The 21,174-nt window shown below is 67.7% G+C and carries 24 protein-coding genes; 9 read left to right on the top strand and 15 right to left on the bottom strand.

Annotated features, from left to right (window positions below; genetic code table 11):
- The first annotated feature begins 6 nt into the window (after positions 1-6).
- The 4 genes from ABD912_RS00495 (at position 7) to ABD912_RS00480 (ending at position 3,452) form a co-directional block, all read left to right on the top strand.
- Entirely contained in the window at positions 7-1,491 is a 1,485-nt protein-coding gene (locus ABD912_RS00495) for an alpha/beta hydrolase domain-containing protein (RefSeq protein WP_345147660.1), read from the top strand.
- Positions 1,488-2,678: a cytochrome P450 gene (locus tag ABD912_RS00490; protein WP_345147659.1), complete on the top strand. Its 1,191-nt coding sequence runs from the start codon at positions 1,488-1,490 to the stop codon at positions 2,676-2,678. The genes ABD912_RS00495 and ABD912_RS00490 overlap by 4 nt, the downstream gene beginning before the upstream one ends.
- A gap of 148 nt (positions 2,679-2,826) precedes the next feature.
- Entirely contained in the window at positions 2,827-3,243 is a 417-nt protein-coding gene (locus tag ABD912_RS00485) for a hypothetical protein (RefSeq protein ID WP_345147658.1), read from the top strand.
- Positions 3,240-3,452: a helix-turn-helix transcriptional regulator gene (locus ABD912_RS00480; RefSeq protein WP_345147657.1), complete on the top strand. Its 213-nt coding sequence runs from the start codon at positions 3,240-3,242 to the stop codon at positions 3,450-3,452. The genes ABD912_RS00485 and ABD912_RS00480 overlap by 4 nt, the downstream gene beginning before the upstream one ends.
- Positions 3,453-3,723: 271 nt before the next feature.
- On the opposite strand, the gene ABD912_RS00475 is transcribed toward ABD912_RS00480, so the two are convergent.
- Positions 3,724-3,963 carry a hypothetical protein gene (locus ABD912_RS00475; RefSeq protein ID WP_345147656.1) on the bottom strand — a complete coding sequence of 80 codons (240 nt, stop codon included), beginning with the start codon at positions 3,961-3,963 and terminating at the stop codon, positions 3,724-3,726.
- Positions 3,964-4,123: 160 nt separating this feature from the next.
- Between ABD912_RS00475 and ABD912_RS00470 the strand changes: the two genes are divergently transcribed.
- Positions 4,124-4,579: a MarR family winged helix-turn-helix transcriptional regulator gene (locus ABD912_RS00470; protein ID WP_425547999.1), complete on the top strand. Its 456-nt coding sequence runs from the start codon at positions 4,124-4,126 to the stop codon at positions 4,577-4,579.
- Between the two features lie 134 nt (positions 4,580-4,713).
- Here ABD912_RS00470 and ABD912_RS00465 read toward each other — a convergent pair whose 3' ends face one another.
- The 8 genes from ABD912_RS00465 to ABD912_RS00430 all read right to left on the bottom strand — a co-directional run bounded on the left by ABD912_RS00465 (position 4,714) and on the right by ABD912_RS00430 (position 11,580).
- The gene (locus ABD912_RS00465; RefSeq protein WP_345147654.1) at positions 4,714-5,847 is read right to left on the bottom strand and encodes an L-talarate/galactarate dehydratase; all 1,134 of its coding nucleotides are present in this window, start codon (positions 5,845-5,847) and stop codon (positions 4,714-4,716) included.
- Between the two features lie 188 nt (positions 5,848-6,035).
- On the bottom strand, positions 6,036-7,133 hold the full coding sequence (locus ABD912_RS00460) for an LLM class flavin-dependent oxidoreductase (protein WP_345147652.1): 1,098 nt from the start codon (positions 7,131-7,133) through the stop codon (positions 6,036-6,038).
- Positions 7,133-7,390 (bottom strand): tautomerase family protein, encoded by a 258-nt coding sequence (locus ABD912_RS00455; RefSeq protein WP_345147650.1) that lies wholly within the window; start codon positions 7,388-7,390, stop codon positions 7,133-7,135. The genes ABD912_RS00460 and ABD912_RS00455 overlap by 1 nt, the downstream gene beginning before the upstream one ends.
- Positions 7,391-7,402: 12 nt before the next feature.
- Positions 7,403-8,884 (bottom strand): aldehyde dehydrogenase, encoded by a 1,482-nt coding sequence (locus tag ABD912_RS00450; protein ID WP_345147648.1) that lies wholly within the window; start codon positions 8,882-8,884, stop codon positions 7,403-7,405.
- Positions 8,877-9,629 (bottom strand): alpha/beta fold hydrolase, encoded by a 753-nt coding sequence (locus tag ABD912_RS00445; RefSeq protein ID WP_345147646.1) that lies wholly within the window; start codon positions 9,627-9,629, stop codon positions 8,877-8,879. The genes ABD912_RS00450 and ABD912_RS00445 overlap by 8 nt, the downstream gene beginning before the upstream one ends.
- Positions 9,630-9,631: 2 nt before the next feature.
- Entirely contained in the window at positions 9,632-10,186 is a 555-nt protein-coding gene (locus tag ABD912_RS00440) for an amino acid synthesis family protein (protein ID WP_345147645.1), read from the bottom strand.
- Positions 10,183-10,794: an amino acid synthesis family protein gene (locus ABD912_RS00435; RefSeq protein WP_345147643.1), complete on the bottom strand. Its 612-nt coding sequence runs from the start codon at positions 10,792-10,794 to the stop codon at positions 10,183-10,185. Before ABD912_RS00435 ends, ABD912_RS00440 begins: the two co-directional genes overlap by 4 nt.
- A gap of 90 nt (positions 10,795-10,884) precedes the next feature.
- Complete coding sequence (locus ABD912_RS00430; RefSeq protein ID WP_345147641.1) at positions 10,885-11,580, bottom strand: GntR family transcriptional regulator; 696 nt, start codon at positions 11,578-11,580, stop codon at positions 10,885-10,887.
- A 143-nt stretch (positions 11,581-11,723) separates the two neighbouring features.
- Between ABD912_RS00430 and ABD912_RS00425 the strand changes: the two genes are divergently transcribed.
- From ABD912_RS00425 to ABD912_RS00415, 3 genes are all read left to right on the top strand, one after another.
- The gene (locus tag ABD912_RS00425) at positions 11,724-12,671 is read left to right on the top strand and encodes a flavin reductase (protein WP_345147640.1); all 948 of its coding nucleotides are present in this window, start codon (positions 11,724-11,726) and stop codon (positions 12,669-12,671) included.
- 53 nt (positions 12,672-12,724) lie between these two features.
- Positions 12,725-14,359, top strand: coding sequence for a BCCT family transporter (locus tag ABD912_RS00420; protein ID WP_425547998.1), 1,635 nt, complete (start codon positions 12,725-12,727; stop codon positions 14,357-14,359).
- Between the two features lie 175 nt (positions 14,360-14,534).
- Positions 14,535-14,738 carry a cold-shock protein gene (locus ABD912_RS00415; RefSeq protein ID WP_345147639.1) on the top strand — a complete coding sequence of 68 codons (204 nt, stop codon included), beginning with the start codon at positions 14,535-14,537 and terminating at the stop codon, positions 14,736-14,738.
- Between the two features lie 287 nt (positions 14,739-15,025).
- Here ABD912_RS00415 and ABD912_RS00410 read toward each other — a convergent pair whose 3' ends face one another.
- Both ABD912_RS00410 and ABD912_RS00405 read right to left on the bottom strand, forming a co-directional pair.
- A complete protein-coding gene (locus ABD912_RS00410; RefSeq protein WP_345147637.1) occupies positions 15,026-15,628 on the bottom strand; it encodes a hypothetical protein in 603 nt (200 codons plus the stop codon).
- A gap of 303 nt (positions 15,629-15,931) precedes the next feature.
- Positions 15,932-16,351 (bottom strand): TM2 domain-containing protein, encoded by a 420-nt coding sequence (locus ABD912_RS00405; protein WP_345147635.1) that lies wholly within the window; start codon positions 16,349-16,351, stop codon positions 15,932-15,934.
- A 506-nt stretch (positions 16,352-16,857) separates the two neighbouring features.
- Between ABD912_RS00405 and ABD912_RS00400 the strand changes: the two genes are divergently transcribed.
- Positions 16,858-18,207: an MFS transporter gene (locus ABD912_RS00400; RefSeq protein ID WP_345147633.1), complete on the top strand. Its 1,350-nt coding sequence runs from the start codon at positions 16,858-16,860 to the stop codon at positions 18,205-18,207.
- A gap of 143 nt (positions 18,208-18,350) precedes the next feature.
- Here the strand turns inward: ABD912_RS00400 and ABD912_RS00395 are convergent, their stop codons facing one another.
- From ABD912_RS00395 to ABD912_RS00380, 4 genes are all read right to left on the bottom strand, one after another.
- On the bottom strand, positions 18,351-19,658 hold the full coding sequence (locus ABD912_RS00395) for an AI-2E family transporter (protein ID WP_345147632.1): 1,308 nt from the start codon (positions 19,656-19,658) through the stop codon (positions 18,351-18,353).
- 217 nt (positions 19,659-19,875) lie between these two features.
- Positions 19,876-20,202 (bottom strand): hypothetical protein, encoded by a 327-nt coding sequence (locus ABD912_RS00390; RefSeq protein ID WP_345147631.1) that lies wholly within the window; start codon positions 20,200-20,202, stop codon positions 19,876-19,878.
- Positions 20,199-20,612, bottom strand: coding sequence for a GNAT family N-acetyltransferase (locus tag ABD912_RS00385; protein ID WP_345147629.1), 414 nt, complete (start codon positions 20,610-20,612; stop codon positions 20,199-20,201). Before ABD912_RS00385 ends, ABD912_RS00390 begins: the two co-directional genes overlap by 4 nt.
- Before the next feature lie 326 nt (positions 20,613-20,938).
- Entirely contained in the window at positions 20,939-21,136 is a 198-nt protein-coding gene (locus ABD912_RS00380; protein WP_345147628.1) for a hypothetical protein, read from the bottom strand.
- Between the last annotated feature and the right edge of the window lie 38 nt (positions 21,137-21,174).

Here is a 21,174-nt window from a genome sequence, read left to right as displayed (position 1 = left end):
GACGGCATGCCCGGACTGAAGATTGTGCACAGGACGCGCACCGAGCGCTCCAACCGCCCGTTCACCAGCGGCTGGGCCGTGGGCGAGGAACACGGCGTGGACCTGGAGGAGGTGGGCTACGTCGAGGACGAGTTCATCGTCTCCGGGACCCAGAACACCTACACCTACGGCGCGGACTGGAGCCGGCAGGTGGCCCAGGCGGACCTGCCCTACACCACTCGCGTACTGGTGCGGCGGCCGGCCGAGGCCTCCGCGGCCAGCGGCGTGGTCGTGGGCGAATCCCTGCATCCGGGATCGGCCAACGATTCGAGCTGGCGCGGGGCGCACCCCTGGATCATCCGCAAGGGACACACCTGGGTGGGGGTCACCACCGCCGCGGGCTGGGCCAGGACCATGGCCGAGTCCATCGACCCTGCCCGCTACGGTGCCCTCTCCCTTCCCGCGAACGGGCTCGGCTGGGGCATCATGTCCGACGTCGTCACCGCCCTGCGCGCGGGAGCCTTCGAGGGCCTGGGCCCCGGCGCGGTGTCCCGCCTGTACCTGACCGGCTGGTCGATGACCGGCACGTTCTGCCGCGTCTTCCTCGGCGACGGGTTCCACGCCGCATCCCGCACCCCCGAGGGCGGGCCCGCGGTGGACGGCTACCTGATCGGAATCTCCTCCGGCGGCTTCCTGGAGGGCGGATACACCCCGCTCAGCGACGGGTGCCCCGTCCTTCCCGAGGACGATCCGCGCCGGACGATCGGCGCGTACGGCGTGCCCGTGATCGAACTGCTCAGCGAGAACGAGTCCGAAACCCACTCCGGCGTGCTGCGCCCCGACTCCGACGACCCCCAGGACCCGTACCGCCTGTACCAGGTGGCCGGTTCCGGGCATTCGTCCTACCGCCCGCGCACCGGATGGCCGGGCGACGAGGTGGCGCTGCGGCACCGGCGCCCCGCCACCCCGATCCGTGAGCAGTGGAGCACCTTCCCGCTTGAATTCGCCGCCCGTGCCGCGTACGAGCACCTGGACCGGTGGGTGGCCGAGGGCACGCCGGCCCCGCGCGCCGAGCGGATTCCCTTCGCGGAAACCGGGCTCCGCGCCCCGTGGCCCGAGGCCCGTCCGCTGGAGCGCGACGCGGACTGCAACGCCGTCGGCGGCGTCCGTTCGACCTACGTCGACGTCCCGGCCGCGACCTACGTGCCGCACAGCACCACGGCGGACGACGCCGACGGCCAGTCGCGCGGGTGGCTGTACCCGCACGTGCTCCCCTTCCCGGACGAGGTCCTCCTGGAACGCTACGGGTCCGCGGAGAACTACCGGAAGCTCGTCGCGCGGCGGGCCGCGGAACTCGTGGGCGAGGGATGGCTCCTGGAGGAGGAGGCCGCGCTGGTGGTGGAGGGGGCAGCGCTGGTGGACGGGGCCAGGGACGTGCGCTTCGACTCCCCCGGCGCCGGCACCAACCAAAGCACCAACGATCCAAACACCATCCAAGAGGTACGGGCATGAGCACCAGAACGATCACCCAGGACTTCGATCCCTCGGCCACCGACGATCCGGTGGACATCCACACGCTCTACCGGGAACTGAGGGAGCGCTGCCCGGTGGCCTACAGCGACGCGTACGGCGGGTTCTGGGCGCTGACCACGTACCCGGAGATCAAGGCGGCGGCGATGGACGACCGGACCTTCATCTCCTCCGTCAAGGCGGTGGTGCCCAGCGATCCGCGCGGACTGCGCAGGCCCCCGCTGAACTTCGACGCGCCGGACCACACCCCGTTCCGCAAGGCGCTGGACGCGACGCTCTCGCGCCGGAGGCTGGAGCGGCTGGAGCCCCGCCTGCGCGAACACGCAGCGGAATCCCTCGAACCGCTGCTCGCCCGCGGCGGCGGCGACATCGCCCAGGAGTTCGGGGCCATCTTCCCCGCCTGGGTGACCACCGAATGGCTCAACCTGGACGCGGAGACCGCACCCGTGCTGGCCGAAACCGCGGCCAGTTGGGTCCGCGCGTGGCGCTCGCAGGACGCCGGCGTCGTCAACGAGATGAGCGGGAAGATGTACGGCATCGCCCGGGCGCTCGTGGCCGACCGGCGGGAGAATCCCCGGCCGGTGGACGAGGACCCGGCCAGCTCCCTGCTGGCCGAGCGGGCCGACGGCCTGCCCCTGGACGAGGAGCAGATCGTCGGGGCCCTGCGGCAGTCGCTGGTGGTGGGGATGGTGGCGCCGCCGATCGTCATCGGGTCCATCGCCGCGCACCTGGGCGAGGACCAGGAACTCCAGGAGAGGCTGCGGCGGAATCCGGAGCTCATTCCGGAAGCACTGGAGGAGTTCCTGCGCCTCTACGCACCGTACCGCGGCTTCGCGCGCACCGTCGTCGAACCGGTAACGGTCCTGGGCCGGGAGATCCTGCCCAACGAGCCGGTCACCCTGACCTACGCGTCCGCCAACCGGGACGCCTCGGTGTTCGAGGACCCGGACGAGTTCAGGCTGGACCGGCCCAACGTCCATGACCACATGGCGTTCGGGCGCGGACGCCACCGGTGCCCGGGTGCCCCCATGGCGCGCCTGCTGTTGTGCATCGCGCTGGAGGAACTGCTGGCCCGGACCACCTCGTTCCGCCGCACCGGCGAGATGGAAGGGGCCAGGATGCCGGAGCTGGGCATCGTTTCCTCGCGCATCGAGCTGGAGCGGGCCTAGCCTGCAGGTCCGTGAGGCGGAGGGCGGGCCGCGGCCCGCCCTCCGCCTCCGCGTTTCCCCGAAAAGGTCCCCCATGGAAGACGGCCAACCACGCCGGATGATGACAAGCATCCTTGACATCCGCGAAAGACCGCCCCACGATGGAGGCATGACAAGCAAGCTTGACAAGAAGGATCGCAGCGAGAGAGACCGCGGCATCTCCCGCGCCTACCACCTCGACTTCTGGCCGGGCATGGCCGGCTATGCGGTGGTGCTCACCGCCGTGCTGCTCTGGGGAGACCTGGACGGCAGCAGCCCCTGGCGATTCCTCTGGGCGGTCCTGCCGGTGATCCCCGCCCTGTGGATGGTGCGGGCCGTCCTGCGCCATGTGCGGCGGATCGACGACTACCAGCGGTTCCTTCTGCTGCAGTCGCTCGGAGGGGGCTTCGCCGTGGCCATGGTCGCCTCCGTGACGGTGGGCTTCCTGGAGATCGCCGGGCTCGGCCTGACGGGAATGGGGTGGATCGTCTACGGCGCGGGAATGCTGGGATGGATTGCCACCGGCGCCGTTGTGGGACGGCAATGAACAACCGCCTGAGGGAGCTGCGTGAGGGCCGCGGCTGGACCCAGGGGGCGCTTGCGGACCAGCTCGGCGTTTCGCGGCAGACGGTAAACGCCTTGGAGACGGGCCGCTACGACCCCTCCCTGCCCTTGGCCTTCCGCATTGCCCGCCTCTTCAACCAGCCCATCGAGTCCATTTTCATGCCGCCCGAGGACGAAGAGGGCCCCACCTAATGCGGGCCGGTGTCGCCCCGCTCCCCCGGAGCCGGAGTTCCTGTGCGATTTCCCATCCGGCGCTCAGGTTGTTCGCAGACTCGCTCGCTATCTTTATAAATACCTCACACGGTGCGAGTGATGAGAGTAAGGCCCCAGCCTCCCCCCAAGGCTGGGGCTTCTCTCTTTAATGCCTCGGACCTTAATGCCTTGGACTCTCAGGGCTCGGACGGACCCAACGCAGCGGCCGGCGCCTCTTCGCCGGCGTCGAGCCAGCCCCGCCGGCGAAGAGTCACCAGCGGTTGGCCGTTTCCACCACTTCCGCCGGCGCCTGTTGCCCCGACTCCTCGTAGGCGCGCAGGACCCTGCGCGCCCGCTCCCACTTGAGGCGTTCCTTGGGGCTGTTCTCCACGCGCTGGTCGGCCGGGCCGAAGATCGAAAAGCCCAGGTACTGAAGGCCCCAGCGGAACCTGTAGCCGCGGGTGAGTCCCGTGGTGTCCGCAACGATCGGCAAGGGAGTGTCGGGGTTCATGGTTCTCGTTTCGTCGGCGGCCCCCATAGGGCCCGCGAGCAAGCGTCGGTAGTTACATGGTACGCAAACAATTGGTGCACCAACAAAGACGCTGGTCCGCGGGCACACAACCCCCACCACGCAAAGGTGAGAAGATCGGTAGCGGCAAACACGAGAAAGGATGGGACCGGTGGAGGACGAAAGCATCGACGCCTTGGCGTTGGAACGGCAGGTGTGCTTTGCGCTGTCCGTCGCGTCCCGCAGCGTGGTTGCCGCCTACCGGCCGGTGCTGGAACCGCTCGGGCTGACCCATCCGCAGTACCTGGTCATGCTGGCCCTGTGGGAGAACGCTCCCCTCTCGGTCAAGGAACTGAGCTCCCTGCTGCAGCTGGATCCCGGGACGCTGTCCCCGCTGATCAAGCGCCTCGAGGCCTCGGGCTATGTGGAGCGCAAGCGCAAGCCGGAGGACGAGCGCACCCTCGCCATCGCCCCCACCGAGCGCGGGCGGATCCTGCGCCAGGATGCACTGCAGGTGCCCGTGGAAATGATGCGCCGCCTCGGGATGTCCCGGGAGGAACTAACCCTGCTGCACCAGCTCATGAATCGGCTCATCGTCGCCGCCAAGGCGACCCGCTAGCTGGATATAGGACGCGTCAAGGGTAGATAGGCACGTGAGGGTCGACGCCGGCCTGCCCGGCATGCGGCGGATCTGGCCGTGGCCATCGGGGCACACTAGCCAGAACACCTGCCGGCCCGGCCGGGCGGCCGCGGTCAGAGCCGGCCGACGACGGCGGTGTCCTTGGTCCAGGCGCGGGCCTGGTCGCTGATGGTCAGGCCGAGACCCGGCCGGGTGGGGACGATCATCCGGCCGTCGGCGATCTCGACGCGCTCGTCGAAGAGCGGCTCCAGCCAGTCGAAGTGCTCCACCCAGGCCTCGCGCGGGTAGGCGGCGGCCAGGTGGAGGTGGATCTCCATGACGAAGTGTGGGGCAAGGTCCAGTCCGGCCTGGTCCGCCAGGGTGGCCACGCGCAGGAATTGGGTGATGCCGCCGATGCGCGGGGCGTCCGGCTGCAGGATGTCGGCCGAGCGGGCGGTGATGAGCCGCTCGAGTTCCGGGACGGCGGAGAGCATCTCGCCGGTGGCGATCGGCGTGTCCAGCGAGCGGGCCAGCTCCGCGTGGCCCTCGGCGTCGTACGCGTCCAGAGGTTCCTCGATCCAGGTCAGGCCGAACTCCTCCAGCTTGCGTCCCATGCGCAGGGCGGTGGTGCGGTCCCACTGCTGGTTGGCGTCCACCATCATGGGGACGTCCTCGCCGATGTGCTCGCGCACCCCGGCGACCCGGCGCAGGTCCTCGCGCCCGTCGGGCAGGCCCACCTTGATCTTGATGCCGCCGATCCCCGCCTCCAGCGACTGCGTGGCCTTCTCCTTGACCTCCTCCAGGGTCGAATTGAGGTAGCCGCCGGAGGTGTTGTAGGTCCGCACGGAGTCGCGGTGCGCTCCGAGCAGCTTGGCCAGCGAAAGATCGGCGCGCTTGGCCTTGAGGTCCCACAGGGCCGTGTCGAGCGCGGCGATGGCCTGGGGCGCGACGCCGGAACGGCCCACGGAGGCGCCGGACCAGATGAGCTTGGTGTAGAGCCGGGCGATGTCGTTGGGGTCCTCCCCGATCAGCCCGTCGGCCACCTCCACGGCGTGGGCGTACTGGGCCGGGCCACCCGCGCGCAGGGAGTAGCTGAAGCCCATCCCCTCGCGGCCGTCCTCGGTGGTGATCTCAGCGAAGAGGAAGATCCCCTCGGTCATGGCCTTCTGCCGGCCGGTGAACACCTTCGCATCGGAGATCGGGGTGGAAAGCGGCAAAGTCACGCTGGAGAGCTTGACGCTGCGGATGGCGTCGTGGGAGCGGGTCACGATTCTCCTTCATAGGGGTGCTTCCCAAGCTAGGAAGCGGGAGAACCGTGGTCCAATACCATCCGTGGATCGTCCGATGCGGGATGGGGATCACCCGCCGGCCCTGCCCTTCCCCCAAGCCCCTGCCCCTGCCCACACGAAAGCGGCCGCCCCGCAGGCGCGTTTGCCTGCGGGGCGGCCGGTGGACATCAACGTGCCGCCGAGGCGGGCTGCGCTGGTGCGGACTGCGCTGGTGCGGACTGCTCTTGGAAGGCCGGCACGACATGCTCGATGAAGAGCTCCAGCGAGCGCTTCTTTTCCTCGTGGGTCAGGCTGTTGTCGGACCAGAGGCTGAACTCGGTGACGCCCAGTGCCTCGTAGTGGCGCAGACGCTCGATCACCTCATCGGGCGTCCCGATCATCGCCGTTTCATGGAGGGACTCCGGCGTGAACTCGGGCCGCCCGTCGAACTTCTCGGCAGGGCTGGGCTCGAGGAAGCCGTTCTTCGGAGTGGTCTTGTTTCCGAACCAGGCATCAAACGTCCGGTAGAACTTCTGGACGCCCTCGGCCGGACGCCGCCATCCGTCGGGCTCGTCCGCGGGGTGGACGTGCGTGTGGCGGAGCACCATGAGGTCCGGGCGGGGGACGCCGGGGTTGTTCTCCACGGCGGTGTCGAACTTGTGCGCCAGGTCCTCGACCTCCTCGTCGCCCTTCATGAGCGGCGTGACCATCACGTTGCAGCCGTTGGCGACGGCGAACTCGTGCGAGGAGATGTCGCGGGCGGCGATCCACATGGGCGGGGTCGGCCTTTGGATGGGCTTGGGGACGCTGGTCGAGGTCGGGAACTGCCAGACCTCGCCGTCGTGGGCGTAGTCGCCTTCCCAGAGCGCGCGCACGGCCGGCACCATCTCGCGCAGGTGCTTGCCGCCGTCGACCGCGGACATGCCGCCCATGAGGCGGTCGAACTCGAACTGGTAGGCGCCTCGCGCCAGTCCCACTTCCGCCCGGCCGTTGCTGATGACATCCAGGAGCGCCGTTTCGCCGGCCACACGGATCGGGTTCCAGAAGGGGGCGATGATCGTTCCGGCACCCAGGCGGATCTTCGACGTGCGTGCAGCCAGGTAGGCGAGCTGGGGCATGGGACTGGGAGAGATGGTGTACTCCATCGAGTGGTGCTCACCAATCCAGACGGTGCTGAAGCCGCCCGCCTCCGCGATGAGCGCGAGTTCCGTCAGGTTCTCGAAGCATTCGCGATGTGAGACGCTCTCGTCCCAGCGCTCCATGTGGACGAAGAGGGAAAAGCGCATTAGTGGCTCCTGTATTCTGCGGTGGTTTCGACCGGCGCTGCGCGGGTGGGTGCACCCGCCTGGGCTGCGGCCTGCCGTTCGGCGATGGTCTGGTCCGCCTTGGACCAGTGGGTGGTGGGGACCTCGCGGATGATCACCGTGGTGTTCTCCGGGAGCGCGCCCACGGACTCCTCCGCGGCGCGGTGGAGGGCCGCGACGAGGGCCCGCAACTGCTCGGGACTGCGCCCCTCGGCGATGGATACGTCAATCAGCGGCATGGGGGCTCTCCTTTAGCTGCGCATGATGAAGGGATCGGCGACCGGCCCCTCATCGATGTTGATCCACACGCTCTTCAGGCGCGTGTACTCGTGCATGGACTCGAGGCCGTGCTCGATCCCGACGCCGCTGTTTTTGAACCCCTGGCGCGGGGACATCGGGGACATGGCGCGGTAGGTGTTGACCCAGATGGTGCCCGCCTCCAGGCGCCGGGCCATGCGGTGGGCGCGGGAGAGGTTCTGCGTCCACACGCCGGCGGCGAGGCCGTACTGCGTGTCGTTGGCCAGCGCCAGGACCTCGTCCTCGGTGTCGAAGGGCATGATGGCCGCCACGGGTCCGAAGATTTCCTCGCGGGTGACGCGCATGTCGTTGTTGACGTCGGTCAGCACGGTGGGTGCGTAGAAGTAGCCGGGCAGTGCGACGTCGGGACGGCACCCGCCGGTGAGCACGGTGGCCCCTTCGGAGACGCCCAGTTCCACGTAGGAGTTCACCTTCTGCTGCTGGGCGTCGAAGGCGAGCGGGCCCAGCTCCGTGGCCTCGAGCATCGGGTCGCCGATGACGATGCTGCGGGCCCGTTCGGCGACCTTCTCCAGCAGCTCGTCGTAGACGGAGCGGTGGGCGAAGACACGGCTGCCGGCGATGCACGTCTGTCCGGCGGCGGCGAAGATGCCGGCGATGACGCCCATGGCGGCGTTGTCCACGTTGGCGTCGTCGAAGACGATGTTCGGGCTCTTGCCGCCCAGTTCCAGGGTGCAGCCGATGAAGCGCGCGGCCGCCGAGGACGCGATGGAGGATCCCGTGGCGGTCGATCCGGTGAAGGAGATCTTGGCCAGCTTCGGGTGGTCCACCAGGGGCGCGCCCGCCTCGACCCCGTAGCCGGTAACCACGTTGATCACGCCGTCCGGGAATCCGGCCTCGGTGGCGAGTTCGGCCAGGCGCAGGACGGTCCGGGAGGTGTATTCGGAGGGCTTGATGACCAGCGTGTTGCCGGCCGCGAGGGCCGGGGCGAGCTTGGAGGTGGTCAGGGTCAGCGGCGAGTTCCAGGGGGTGATCGCTCCGACGACGCCGAGCGGCTCGCGCTGGGTGTAGTTGAGCACCTGGATGTTGCTGGTGGGGATCTGGCTGCCCTGGACCTTGTCGGCCAGCCCGGCGTAGTAGTAGAGGTACTCGGGCAGGGTGGTCAGCTGGGCGCGCATTTCGCGCAGGAGCTTGCCGTTGTCCTGGGTCTCCATCCGGGCCAGTTCCTCGGCGTGCTCCACCACCAGGTCGCCCAGGCGGCGCAGCAGGTGCCCGCGCTTGGTCGCCGAGAGGTCGCGCCACAGCGGGTTGTCGAAGGCCTGGCCGGCCGCCTCGACGGCTGCGTCCACGTCCTCCTTCGTGCCGCGGGCGGCCTCGTAGAGGACCTCCAGCGTGGCAGGGTTGGAGCTGGGGAAGTATTCGCCGCGGATCGGGGCCGCGGTGCGGCCGTTGATGAAGTGGTCGTAGCGCTCACTCATGGTTTTCTCGGCTCGATTCTTCGATGAAGCGGTGGATGGTCAGGGCGAGCTCGCGCGGCTGCTCGACGGGCAGCATGTGCCGCGCCCCGGGAACGATGACCGTCCTGGAGTTGGGGATCGCGCGGCCGAGCCGGCGGGACATCTCCGGCGTCGAACCGGGGTCCAATTCGCCGGTGACCGCCAGGGACGGGAGGCAGATGCGGCCGAGTTCGGGGCCGATCTCGGCATCGGCGGTCGCGAAGACCTCGTAGGCGTACAGGTAGGACTCCTCGACGTTCGCCAGCAGGGTGTCCCGCGTTCCCGCCACGGTCCCGCCGTCGACCCCGGAATCTTCCGGGTACCAGCGCCCGATGGACGCCTCGACGCTTCCGGGGAAGTCATGGCGGGCGTTCTCCAGCCGGCTCCGCACGGACGCCGCCTCCTGCGGGGTGCGCGAACACACGGAGCTGACGCTGGTCAGGGAGGCGACCAACTCGGGCGTGTGCAGGGCCAGGTGCTGGGCGATCAGCGCGCCCAGGGAGAAGCCCACCACGTGCGCCGGGCCGGGCATCCGTTCCGCGACGTCCGCGGCGAGTCCGGCCAGGGTGGCCGGGCCGGTGAGCGGCGGCTGGCCGCCGTGCCCGGGCAGGTCCAGTGCGACGACGGGACGGTCGGTGAGCGCGGCGAGTTCCGCCTGGAGGGGCTCCCACATGGTGTGGTCCAGCCCCACGCCGTGGAGCAGGACGATCGGCAGGGGCTGGACCATGGTCACTGCTCGGTGCTCAGCGGGGCCAGGCGCTGCTGCGGGCGTCCCTGCGCCGCGGCGGCCAGCGCGATGACGATCTCGCCGGGGTGCGGGGCGTCGGCGAGCCGGACCTCGATGCTCTGGTGGTGCGAGCGGATGGTGGCGTCGGTGATGTGCTTGAGCGGGATGTCGAAGACGATTCCGGCCGGTCCGCGCTTCTCCACCGCCGGCAGCAGCGTGGTGGCGTAGGCGGCCTTGCGGAAGTGGTCGCCGAACTTGAGGGTGTGGATCAGGGCCGAACCGTGCTCGATCTCCCCCTCGAGGCCGACGATGGCGGCCTTGCCGTACGCCTCGACGGTGGTGCCGAGCGCTTCGACCACGCGCGGGGCCAGGAGCTCGCCGATGGCGGAGGCCACCTCATCGATGCCGGGGTTCAGGTCCTCGACGAAGCCCTGGCCGTGCCACGGGTTGGGGATGACGGCGGCAACGACGGCGACGCGCGCCGCGGGTTCGACCGGACGGCCACCTTCCAGGAGGGTTTCTTCGACGATGGTGTAGATCTTGCGCGGGGTGCTCATGCGTTTGCTCCTTCAAGAATGGCGGACGTAACGGTCGGATCGGTGCTGCGGTCCCCGATCCGCGGATGCGGACGCGGGCCGGTGGAGGCGGCTGCGGCGATGACGATCTCGTCGGCGCGGGGACCGTCGCCGATGCGGGTGGTGATGGTTTGGTAGTGGCTGCGGGTGGCGGCTGCGGTCTTGTGCCACATCGGGATGACCAGCGGCTGGCCGGCCTCCGCGCGGTCGTCGGCGAAGCAGAGGATCGAGCTGCCCTCGAGGAACTCGCGGACCAGGTTCCCGAAGTAGGGGGTGTGGATCAGCGCGGCGCCGTGCTCGATCTCCCCGGCGGTGCCGACGATGGCGGCCTTGCCGAAGGCCTCGATGCGCTCCGCTCCCCCGAGGCCCTCGATGAGGCGGTCGCTCAGCACGCGGGCCAACTGCGGGGCCACGCTTTCCGAGCCGGAGGCGAGGTCGGCCGAGGGCCCGCTTCCGGTCCAGGGGTTGGCCAGGACGGCCGCGGCGGCGGCGCGCACGGCCGGCACGGCCGGCTCCTGCCCGTTCTCCAGGAAGGTTTCCTCCTGGTAGTAGACGATCTTGCGGATCCCGGGGGTCTGGGCGGCGGTCATGCCAGGCCCTGGAAGATGGAGAAGCGCATGGTTGTCCTTTCGCGCCGGGCGGGGCCGGCAGCCGTGGTGCTGGGGAAGTTCCGGAAGGTTCTAGGAAAGGGTGTGGTCCGACGCCGTCCGGGCGTCGGAGAGCAGTTCGCGGGACGAGGCGTAGACGTGGTTGCGCATGGCGGCCTCGGCGCCGAAGTGGTCCTTGGCGCGGATCATCGCCAGGACCGCCCGGTGCTCCGCAGTCGATGAGGTGATCCGTCCCGGGTGCTCGGCCGTGCGCAGGACCAGCCGGTGGTAGGCGAGCTGGTTCATCAGCCGGTCGTAGTGCTCCACCAGCTTGCTGTTGTCGGATCCGAGGATGAGCGTGCGGTGGAACTCGTGGACCAGCTCGGCGTACCGGGCCGCGTCCTGGTGGGCCGCGGCCTGGTCCGACTCCTCGACGTTGCGTTCCAGGATCTCGAGTTCGGGAACCGGTCCGCGCCGGGCCAGCAGGCCGGCCGCCATCCCCTCAAGGCATTCCTTGAGCTGGAAGAGCTCCACGATCTCCCGGCGGGTGGGTTCGCGGACGAACGTGCCCACCTTCGGGCGGATCTCCACCAGTCCCTCGTGCTGCAGTTGCTTGAGCGTTTCCCGGATGGGGGTGCGGCTCACCTCGAACTCCTGCGCGAGGAGCACCTCGGAGACCGGAGCCCCGGGCGGAAAGCGCCCACTCAGGACCAGGTTCCTCACCCGGTCCAGGAGGGCGCCCTCGGAATCGCTGGCATCCTTGGTCAGGTTCTCGACGGCTTCTTGCATACAACAAACCGTAGGGGCAGCCCTCGCTGTGCGTCAAGACACATGGTCGAAATACGCCGGAAAACCGCCGAAACAGGGAGTTTGAGGGGAATTTCCCCCAAACCATTGACCGGAGCCTGTGATGGGCATTACGTTTTTGTGCCATGCAACAGCAACTCGAAAAGAGCCTCACATCCACTTGGCACAGCGCCTGGGACTGCGGCGAAGTGGCCGCCCTCACCGAGGCCGTCACCCCCGGCTACGTCCGCATCAGCCGGGCCAGCGGGCAGAGCAGCACCCTGGAGCAGCTACAGGAGGAGATCCTCGCCGTACGGGCAGGCTTCCCCGACCTGGTCACCACGATCGAATCGATCGTCGTGCAGGGAGACACCGCCGCCGTCTTCTGGACGAGCACCGGAACCCACACCCAGCCGTACCTCGGCGTCCCGGCCACCCAGCGCCGGGTCGAGACCCGCGGTTGCAACCACCTGACCCTGGTCGACGGGCGCATCGATCGCGAGGAGGTGACCTGGGACGGTTCGGAACTGCTGCACAGCCTGGGGGTCCGCCACCTCAGCGATGCCTTGGAGCACCCGGGCGAGGTCGTCGTGCACGACCTGACCGGCGACGAGCCCGATCCCCAGGTCATGAAGGGCTTCAACCGCCAGTTCATCACCGGCGTGACGGTCGTGACGACGCAGTCCGACGGCGAGCCCAAGGGCCTGGCGGTCAACTCCTACGCCTCCGTCTCGCTCGAGCCGCCGCTGGTGATGGTCTGCATCCAGAAGACCTCTTCCACCTACCCCGCCCTGTTCTCGGCCACCCACCTGGGGATCAACATCCTCGGCACCGGGCAGCGCGAGACCGTGGCGACGTTCGCCTCCAAGGAGCCGGACAAGTTCGCGCAGGTCGATTGGCACGCCGGCCCGCACGGCAGCCCGCTCATCGACGGCTCGCCGGCGTCGTTGGAAGCCGAAATCCGCGAACGGTTCCAAGCCAAGACGCACACCGTCTTCATCTGCCGCGTCCGTCACGCGGAAGTCACCGAGGCCAGCCCGATCGTTTACAAAGCCGGCCGCTTCTACGACAGCGACGACCTCACCCAGCTGTGAAGCCCGTCCGGAGCGCCCCAAGGCGCCTCCGACGACAAGAACCGGAGAACATCGTGGTCCAACAACTCGACCCACCCGTCCAGCCCCGCACCCGCCTGAAGAAGACGTCCTCCTCGAAGACGCCTTCCCCGAACCGTCCCGGCGCGGTCTTCGCGGTGTCGGTGGGCCTGATTGCCGCTTTCGTCCTCTGGGCCGCAGTCTCCCCGACCAGCCTCGGCGACACCATGACCAACACCATGAACTGGGTCGCCGGATCCTTGGGCTGGGCCTACCTCGTCGTTCCGCTGATGTGCATCGGCCTGCTGATCTACCTCTCGCTCAGCCGGTACGGGGATATCCGGCTCGGCTCGAACACCAGCCGGCCCGAGTACAGCACCCGGGCGTGGCTGGCCATGATCCTTTCGGCGGTGATGGGCATCGGCCTGGTCAGCTACGGCGTCGCGGAGCCCATGTCCCACTTCATGGTCCCGCCGCACGCCTCGGCCGAGCCGGAGACGATGGACGCGGCGGTGCGCGCGCTCCAGTTCAGCTTCTTCCACTGGGGACCGCACGCGTGGGCCATCTTCGGGGTCTTCGGGCTGGCCATCGGCTACTCCACCCACCGCAAGGGCCGTCCCGGCCTGGTCTCCCCCATGCTCCGGCCCGTCCTGGGCAAGCTCGTGGACGGGTGGTTCGGCAAGGCGATCGACGTCTTCGCCATCATCGCCACCCTCTTCGGGACCACCACCTCCCTGGGGCTGGGCGCCTCGCAGATCAACGAGGGCCTGGGCCGCGTCTTCGGCCTGCCCAACGGCCTGCCCGTGCAGATCGTCATCATCGCCGTGATCACGGTCCTATTCACCCTCTCCGCCCTCTCCGGCGTCAACAAGGGCATCCGGTACATCAGCGAGATCACCATGGGCCTGTCGGTGATCCTGGCGATCTACGTCTTCGTCGCCGGGCCCACCAGCTTCATCTCCAACCTGTTCTTCCGCTCCGTGGGACAGTACGCCAACGACTTCTTCTCCATGAGCCTCATCACCCCGTCCACCGGGGATGAGCTGCAGTGGATGCAGTGGTGGACGTACTTCATGATGGCGTGGTGGCTGAGCTGGGGCGCCTTCGTGGGCGTGTTCCTGGCCAAGATCTCCAAGGGCCGCACCGTGCGCCAGTTCGTCGCCGGCGTCCTGGGCGTGCCCAGCCTGGTCTTCTTCATCTGGTTCACGATCTTCGGCGGCTCCGCGATCAAGATGGACATGGGCGGCGCCGGCATCGGCGAGGCGACCACGGCCAACATCAACTCGGCGTTCTTCGCCATGCTGGACCAGCTCCCGCTGCCGCAGGTCACCGCCGTCGTCACCGTCATCCTGGTCGCCCTGTTCTTCATCTCCGGAGCAGACGCCAACACCTACGTGCTGAGCATGCTCTCCTCGAAGGGCACCCTGACCCCGAGCAGGCCCGTTCTGACCCTGTGGGGCGTGCTCACCGGCACCTGCTCCGTCCTGCTCCTCGTCGTCGGAGGCCTGGTGGCGCTCCAACAGGCGGCCATGCTCTCGGCCCTTCCCTTCACACTGATCGTGGCGCTGCTCGGCATCTCCCTGATCAAGGAAACGCGGGCGGATCCGGAGTTCAAGCTCCTCCGCCACGCGAAGCTGGCCGAGCTGCAGGAAGCGGAACTGCGCGCCGAACGCCCAGAAAGCGTGAAGTAGAGCGGCCGCTTCCGCGCCCGCCCCGGCCTGCCCGTCGACCCTAATGTCGGCGGGCCGGCCGTGCGCTGGCGGCCCGTTCCTTTGGAGGGCGTCTTTTTCCTTGCACGTGCCTAGTCAGCGCCCATAGGCTGGAGGGGTCCCATCTGGGCGATTATGAATACCGAAGGGCTTGCAAGTGGCAACTGGAACAGTGAAGTGGTTCAACTCCGAAAAGGGCTTTGGATTCATCGCCCCCGACGACGGATCCGATGACGTCTTCGCGCACTACTCGGCGATCTCATCCAGCGGATACCGGTCGCTCGAAGAGGGCCAGAAGGTCGAGTTCGACGTGGTGCAGGGCAACAAGGGCCTGCAGGCGGAGAACATCCGCCCGCTCTAATCGGGCACCCGAGCCGGGGCAACTCCCACGTGATACACAGGGATCTTGCAGACTGGCTCTCTAGTGTTGAAAGCACCTGAAAAGGTGCGAGTGATGAAGAAGGCCCCAGCTTCCCCCCAGGCTGGGGCCTTCGCTCGTCTCTGCACCCGTGTAAGGCCGGGAACGGCGCGAGGATGCGCCGCGCGGAGGTCTCCTCTCCGCTGGATGGGCAGGGTTCACCCGTGGTGCTTTCCCACCCGTACTGGATTCGGTTCCCAAGCCGGGTTTGGATAGCCCCGGTGGGACGGCTATTTCTGGTCCCACTCCAAGACCCGCCGGGCAACTTGTGACGGCCCCACCGTGACCACGTCCTCTGCAGGGAGTGCCGAGACGATGGAATTCTTTGACGAGATCTGCCGCTTGATCTGCTCAAGCTCTTCTTTGAGCAGATCAACGGTGGCACGGTATTTTTCGAAGGCCGCCGCTCGGCGCCTGGCCCGGACGAAACTGATGACGGCGGCGAGAAGGGCAAGCGGGAAGGACACCAGCAGGGCCGAGCCGGACGCGGCAAGGAAGTCCAGCGCTACGGGAACTGCCTGCTTGAATGCCAGGAACTCGTTCACCCCACCGACCACTGCGTTCAGAGCGGAGTCCAGGGGGACCAGATACTGCCCCACGAGAGGCGTCCCGGCAAACGACGGAGCGCTCAGCGGCGGTTCTCCCCCTGCGGACCAGCGCGAATCACCGAAATGGAACAGGACGTAGATCCCGGCACCCGCGTTGAGGGCCGCGAAGAGCAGGACGGAGCCAAGCGCGGTCCAATGCAGCCTGCGCCACTGCCAGACGCCGGCCACCAGCGCGAAGACGGCGGCCGCAGCCCAAGAAAAGATGTGGAGTTCGTCGCGGCTCATGCCGCCCAGTAGATCCAAGGTATTCCCCGCCCCTTTTAAAGTTCGTATCAATGTTTGCCCCGGCCCCAGGCGAGCCCCTCCCGGTCATCCCCGGGCATGCCGCGGCTGTTACTGGCGCAGACCGCTGAAGTCGGCATGTGTCCGCGACGCTAGGTTCCCGTAGGTGTAGCGAGTATCAGGCCGCTGCCGGAGCGTCGGGCTGACGCCTCTCAGCCAGTTCTCCGCCGCCGGAGGCGATTCCACGCTTCAGGGCCGGGGGGGACGCTCACGGTGCGTCGCACTCCCCGGCCCCGACCGCTCCCGCTAGTCGCGCAGCGGGACGCCCTTGGCGTCGGCCCGGAACACCTGCGCGCCGCAGAGGATCATGATGCCCTCGACGAATCCCCACAGGGCCACCAGTCCGAAGGTGAAGATGCCCACGACGACGGTCAGCAGCAGCTGAATCACGCCGATGGTGGTGTAGCCCAGGTAGAACCGGTGGATGCCCAGGCCGCCGAGGAAGATGCCGAGCAGGCCGGCCACCAGCTTCGACTTCTGCTCGGAAGGCAGCTGGTAGTTCGGATACGGTTGTCCGTAGCCCTGCGGCGGCACCTGCTGCACCGGGCCCGGCTGGTACGGCGCCTGCTGCTGGTGCGGGTACTGGGGCGGCTGCTTTTGGTAGGGGTCCTGCGGCACCCCTGCCGGGTATTGCGGCTGCGGATTATCCGAATTGTTCTCTGACATGGTTTCCCCCCGGATGCGAGCGATGTTGAGTGGCCGCATTTCGGCCAAGCCACAGCCTAACCCCGCTGATGGTCCGCAACGGGGCAGCCCAGAGGGCGAGCGCGCCCCGAGCCGGGCAATACCCACCTCGCACCCCGGGATTTTTCAGGCTGGCCCTCTAGCGTTGAAAACACCTCCAAAAGGTGCGAGTGATGAGAAGGCCCCAGCTTCCCCCAAGCTGGGGCCTTCGCCCGTTTGGGTTCTCCCGTTTAAGGGCCGGACAGCCTTCCGGCGCGGGGCGCGCGTCACATTTCGGCAGATGCCGGGATCCGGCGTCGAATTCTGTTTGCCGCTGGCGCACGCCAGTCGGGATCGAAGTGGAATGATGCCCTCGGGGCATCGAACCATATCTGTTCACTCTTGGACGCGCATCGCGGAGTGTGAGTAAGGTTCCGGATGGCTGTGGTACCCGGCACATGTATGGGTGCCCCAGTTCACCAGCTCCCCTATTTCCGAAGGATCCCCGTATGCGGCCTGTAGACGTCAACGCATTGGACGTTGCCTCAGCCACCAAGAAGTTCTTCTCCAGGGTTCTGCCCATCATGCTGGTCATGTTGGTCTGCAACCAGTTGAACCGCTCGAACATCGGCTACGCCCAGGAGCACTTGCAGGCCGACGTCGGCATCGGCGCCGCCGCGTACGGATTCGGCGCCGGTCTGTTCTTCATCGCCTACGCGATCTTCGAACTCCCCAGCAACATGATGATGGAGAAGTTCGGGGCCAAGGTGTGGCTGGCCAGGATCATGGTGAGCTGGGGCTTCATCGCCTTCCTCATGTCCTTCGTGCAGAACGAGACCATGTTCTACGTGCTCCGGTTCCTTCTGGGCGCCGCCGAGGCCGGCTTCTTCCCGGCCGTCATCTTCTACTTCTCCCGCTGGGTTCCGGCGGGCCAGCGCGGACGCGCCACCGCGCTGTTCATCGCGGGCTCCTCCATCGCCGCCGCGATCTCGGGACCGGTCGCCGGCGGCCTGCTGACCCTGGACGACGCCTTGGGCCTCCACGGCTGGCAGTGGCTGTTCGGCATCGAGGGCATCCTCTCCATCGTCGTCGGCATCATCGTCTTCTTCCTGCTCGATTCGAAGATCGCCGACGCCCGCTGGCTCTCCGCGGCTGAGAAGACCGCGCTCAGCGCCACCATCGACGCCGAGGACGCGACCCACACGGTGAAGGACGGCGCCAAGGTCAACCGCTGGAAGATGCTTCTCAACCCGCAGATCCTGGTGCTGTGCCTGATCTACTTCTCCATCCAGCTCTCGATCTACGCCAACACCTTCTGGCTCCCGAGCATCGTGCGCCAGATTCCGGGCACCACCGACCTGTCCGTCGGCTTCCTCTCCTCCATCCCGTGGGTCTGCGCCGTGATCGCCATGTACTTCGCCGGCAAGCTGCAGGACAAGGCCCGCTCCAAGCGTCCGCTGCTGGTCGTCGCCCTGCTGGTCGCCGCCGGCGGCACCTACGCCGCCGCCGTTGCCTCCCCCGTGCTGGCACTGGTGTTCCTGGCCGTCGCCGCTATGGGCTTCAAGAGCGCCTCCCCGCTGTTCTGGACCATCCCGCAGTCCGGCCTGCACCCCATGGTCCTCGCCCCGGCCATCGCCATCATCAACTCCCTGGGCAACCTGGGCGGCTTCGTGGCCCCGTTCGGCTTCGGCATCATCAAGGAGCAGACCGGCAGCGTCATCCCCGGCCTGTTCGGCCTCGCCGCTGTCTCGGTCCTGGCCGCCGTGCTGGTGTACTTCCTGCGCGAACGCCAGCGTCCGACGCCGGAAATCGCCGAGGAGACCGCACCGGCGGGCAAGCTCCGCGAGAGCCACGCCTGACCCCACGCCTCCCACGAACCAACCGGCCGGCCCCCGCACCCTAGACTCGCGGGCGCCGGCCGGTTGCCTTTAACCGGAAAGCTAGGCGCCGCTGCAACCGCGTCCTACGGACGCGCTGGACCGCCTTCCCTTGGGCGCCTTGATCACCGGCCTTGATGGTCGCCTGGGGCAAGATCCTTCTCGGCCGTGTCCTGATCGACGGCGCCCAGCTTCCTGCCACGCTGTTCATGCCAACGTATGGCCCGGTATCGCATGCGCTGGGCACGGGTGGCCTTATCCGACGCCCGGTCGTTCGGGTCAAGGGGGTCCTCCCCCAGCACCGGGTCGGGCCCGGCTTGGTACCGGGTGCTCCACACCTGCACCACCGCCCAGCCAACGGCCGTGTAGGGCACCGCGAGGATGGCTCCGAAGATGCCGCCGACGATGGTGCCGACCGTCAGGGCCAGCAACACGACCAGGGCGTGGAGACTGAGCGTGCGGCCCATGACGATGGGCTGCAGCAAGTCCCCCTCGAGCTGGTTGACCAGAACCACGATGCCGACGACGATCAGGGCCTGGACGGGGCCGTTGGTCACCAGCGCCACGAGGGCGGCGAGCAGGCCCGCGACCGTTGCGCCCACGATGGGTATGAAGGCGCCGATGAAGACGATCACTGCCAAGGGCAGCGCCAAGGGGACTCCGACGATCGCCAGTCCGATGCCGATCAGCACCGCGTCGACCAAGGCGATGAGGGCGGTGCCACGGACGTAGCCCCCGAGGATCTGGGCGGACCGGTCCACGGACTCGGCAAGCTTGGCCCGGCGTTCGCCACGGAACCAGCGCAGCGTGAAGTTCCACATGCGGTGCCCGTCCTTGAGGAAGAAGAACAGGATCACCACCATCAGCGTCGCACCGGTCAGAAACTCGGTGGCCGCGCCGAGGCCGGTGAGGGCATTGGTCGCGATATTTTGCGTGAGGCCGCCGCCGGCAACAAATTCAGTGAGTTGGCGGGCGGCCGCATCCACGGTGCTGGCATCGACGGGCAAGGGGCCGGATGCGATCCACGCTTGCAACTCGTTCCAGCCCTCAAGGGCGGAGGCGACCAGGGAGTTCCACTCGTTGCGGACGGCCATCACCACCCAGGCCACCATCCCTCCGACCACCAGAAGGATGCCTAGGAAGGCGACGACGGTCGCCCAGAGGTGGCTCCACCCCTTGGCCGTCAGCCATCTCACCAAGGGCGAGACCGCCGAGGCGAGGATCAACGCCACCAGGACGGCGATCACCACGACCTTGACCTGCAGGAGCAGCCAGATCGCCCCGGCCGCGCCCAAAGCGATGAGAATGGTCTGGCCCGTGCGGGAGCCGGCGCGGCCAAAGGCGTCCGCCCATGGGCCGACGGCCGGCGCGACGGATCGGGCGACCTGTTCAAGTCCTCCCGCGGCGTCCGTTTCCTCGTGCGCTGGTTTCATGACAGGTCCTGCCTCCGTTGCATAGTTTCCAGCAGTACGCCTTCCAACCTAGGAACCCGGAGAGAGATTAGGCAAGGCGTGCTCATGCGGCCGAGAAGGCTTGCGCCGGAACGGCAGTGCACGATGGCGTTGACCGTCGACACCAGAACCGAGCAGTCGACGACGGCGGTACTGGACCGCCGCCGTCGACTGTTCCGGGCCACCCATCCGGTTGGCGCTAGACGGCGAGCGCCCAGCCCGAAGCGGTATGTTGTGCCACGTCACTGGTCAGAATGCGCAAGTTGCACTCGGTCCGCCGGCCGTCGGCAGGTCCGGGCAGGGACTTCGCATCGGCGCACTCCTGCAGCTCGTCGAGAACTTCGGGTTGCGTGCTGGCGGCGGTCAGATCGACGGTGATGTCGAACCCAGGGGCGAGCGAATTGGCTCGATGCGCCAAGGAGTACAGCGCTTGGACGTTGCGGGCGTCCACGCTGCCGCGGACGACGATCTTTGCGGAGGCGCCTTCAAGGTCGACGCCGACCTTCACGTCAAGCTTGCCGTTCATGCTGCCTTGCCTCCCTCTTCCGGATGCGACACCGCAGCGAAGCGGCCCTTGGCTCCCTGCTGCGACGCGCGGGTCCGACCGGAGGAGCGCTTCCGCAACTTGGGCTCGTATTTCCCCAAGCGCTGGCGCCGCTCGCTCGGCACCAGCCGGAGATACCGGGGATGGGCAAGGATGTGGCTCCTGGCCTCGTGGCAGAGCGGCAGGACAGCCAGCCGCCTGTGGCAGGCCTCGCCCAAGGCCTCTTGGACAAGCCGATCTGCCACATCCACGCCCTGCCCGCGGCGGTCCACGTCCACTTCCAGCAGCCACATTTGGCCGTCCCTGATCTGGTAGTGCAGGGATCCTGCCACCTCTCCCTCGACGTAGGCGATGAACTGGGAGGCTTCGAAGTCATTGCGGATTGCCTGCATGTGTTTCTCCTCATCGTTGCACCCTGCCCCTCAAAGAGGCTGGCTAGACCAAGGGTTGCCGTTCTCCCCGGCCGGGAAAACGACAGTCGCTTACCTTTCTAAAATCTGGAATCAGAACGCTGTTTACGCATAGGACCAATGAGTTAAACAAATCATGTCAAAGGATTTGAAGCAAGTCATTCGGATAATTAGGCATGCCAAGGTGGCTGTTTCTTCGAGGCAGGATCGCCCCGAATGGGGATTGCAACGGAAGGGCGTTTCGTCCGTGGCCAGGGATATGTACGCTTGGGCCGGCCCCCGCCCGTCATGCGCTCAGGAACTGGCGGCTAATGCTCCCTCTGGGGCGCTTCGATGTCGGAGACATGCACCATCTGACGAAGCCCGCAGTTCGCGTCGACCACCCAGACAAGCCCCTGCTCGGGGCTGACCTCATCGACGAATGCAGGGGTGTAACGCTGTCCAACGCGGCAGAAGAAGTCGACTCTTTCCCCGGGACTCCAAGGATGAGCTGAAAGGTCGTTCATGGCATCTCCTTCCGCCATTCCTCCATGCGGCTGGTCTC

The sequence above is a fragment of the Arthrobacter ginkgonis genome (genome assembly GCF_039540195.1).
Classification (GTDB): Bacteria; Actinomycetota; Actinomycetes; order Actinomycetales; family Micrococcaceae; genus Zafaria; species Zafaria ginkgonis.
The sequence above is the reverse complement of the archived record's forward strand: the minus strand, read 5'-3'. Positions and strand labels throughout refer to the sequence as shown.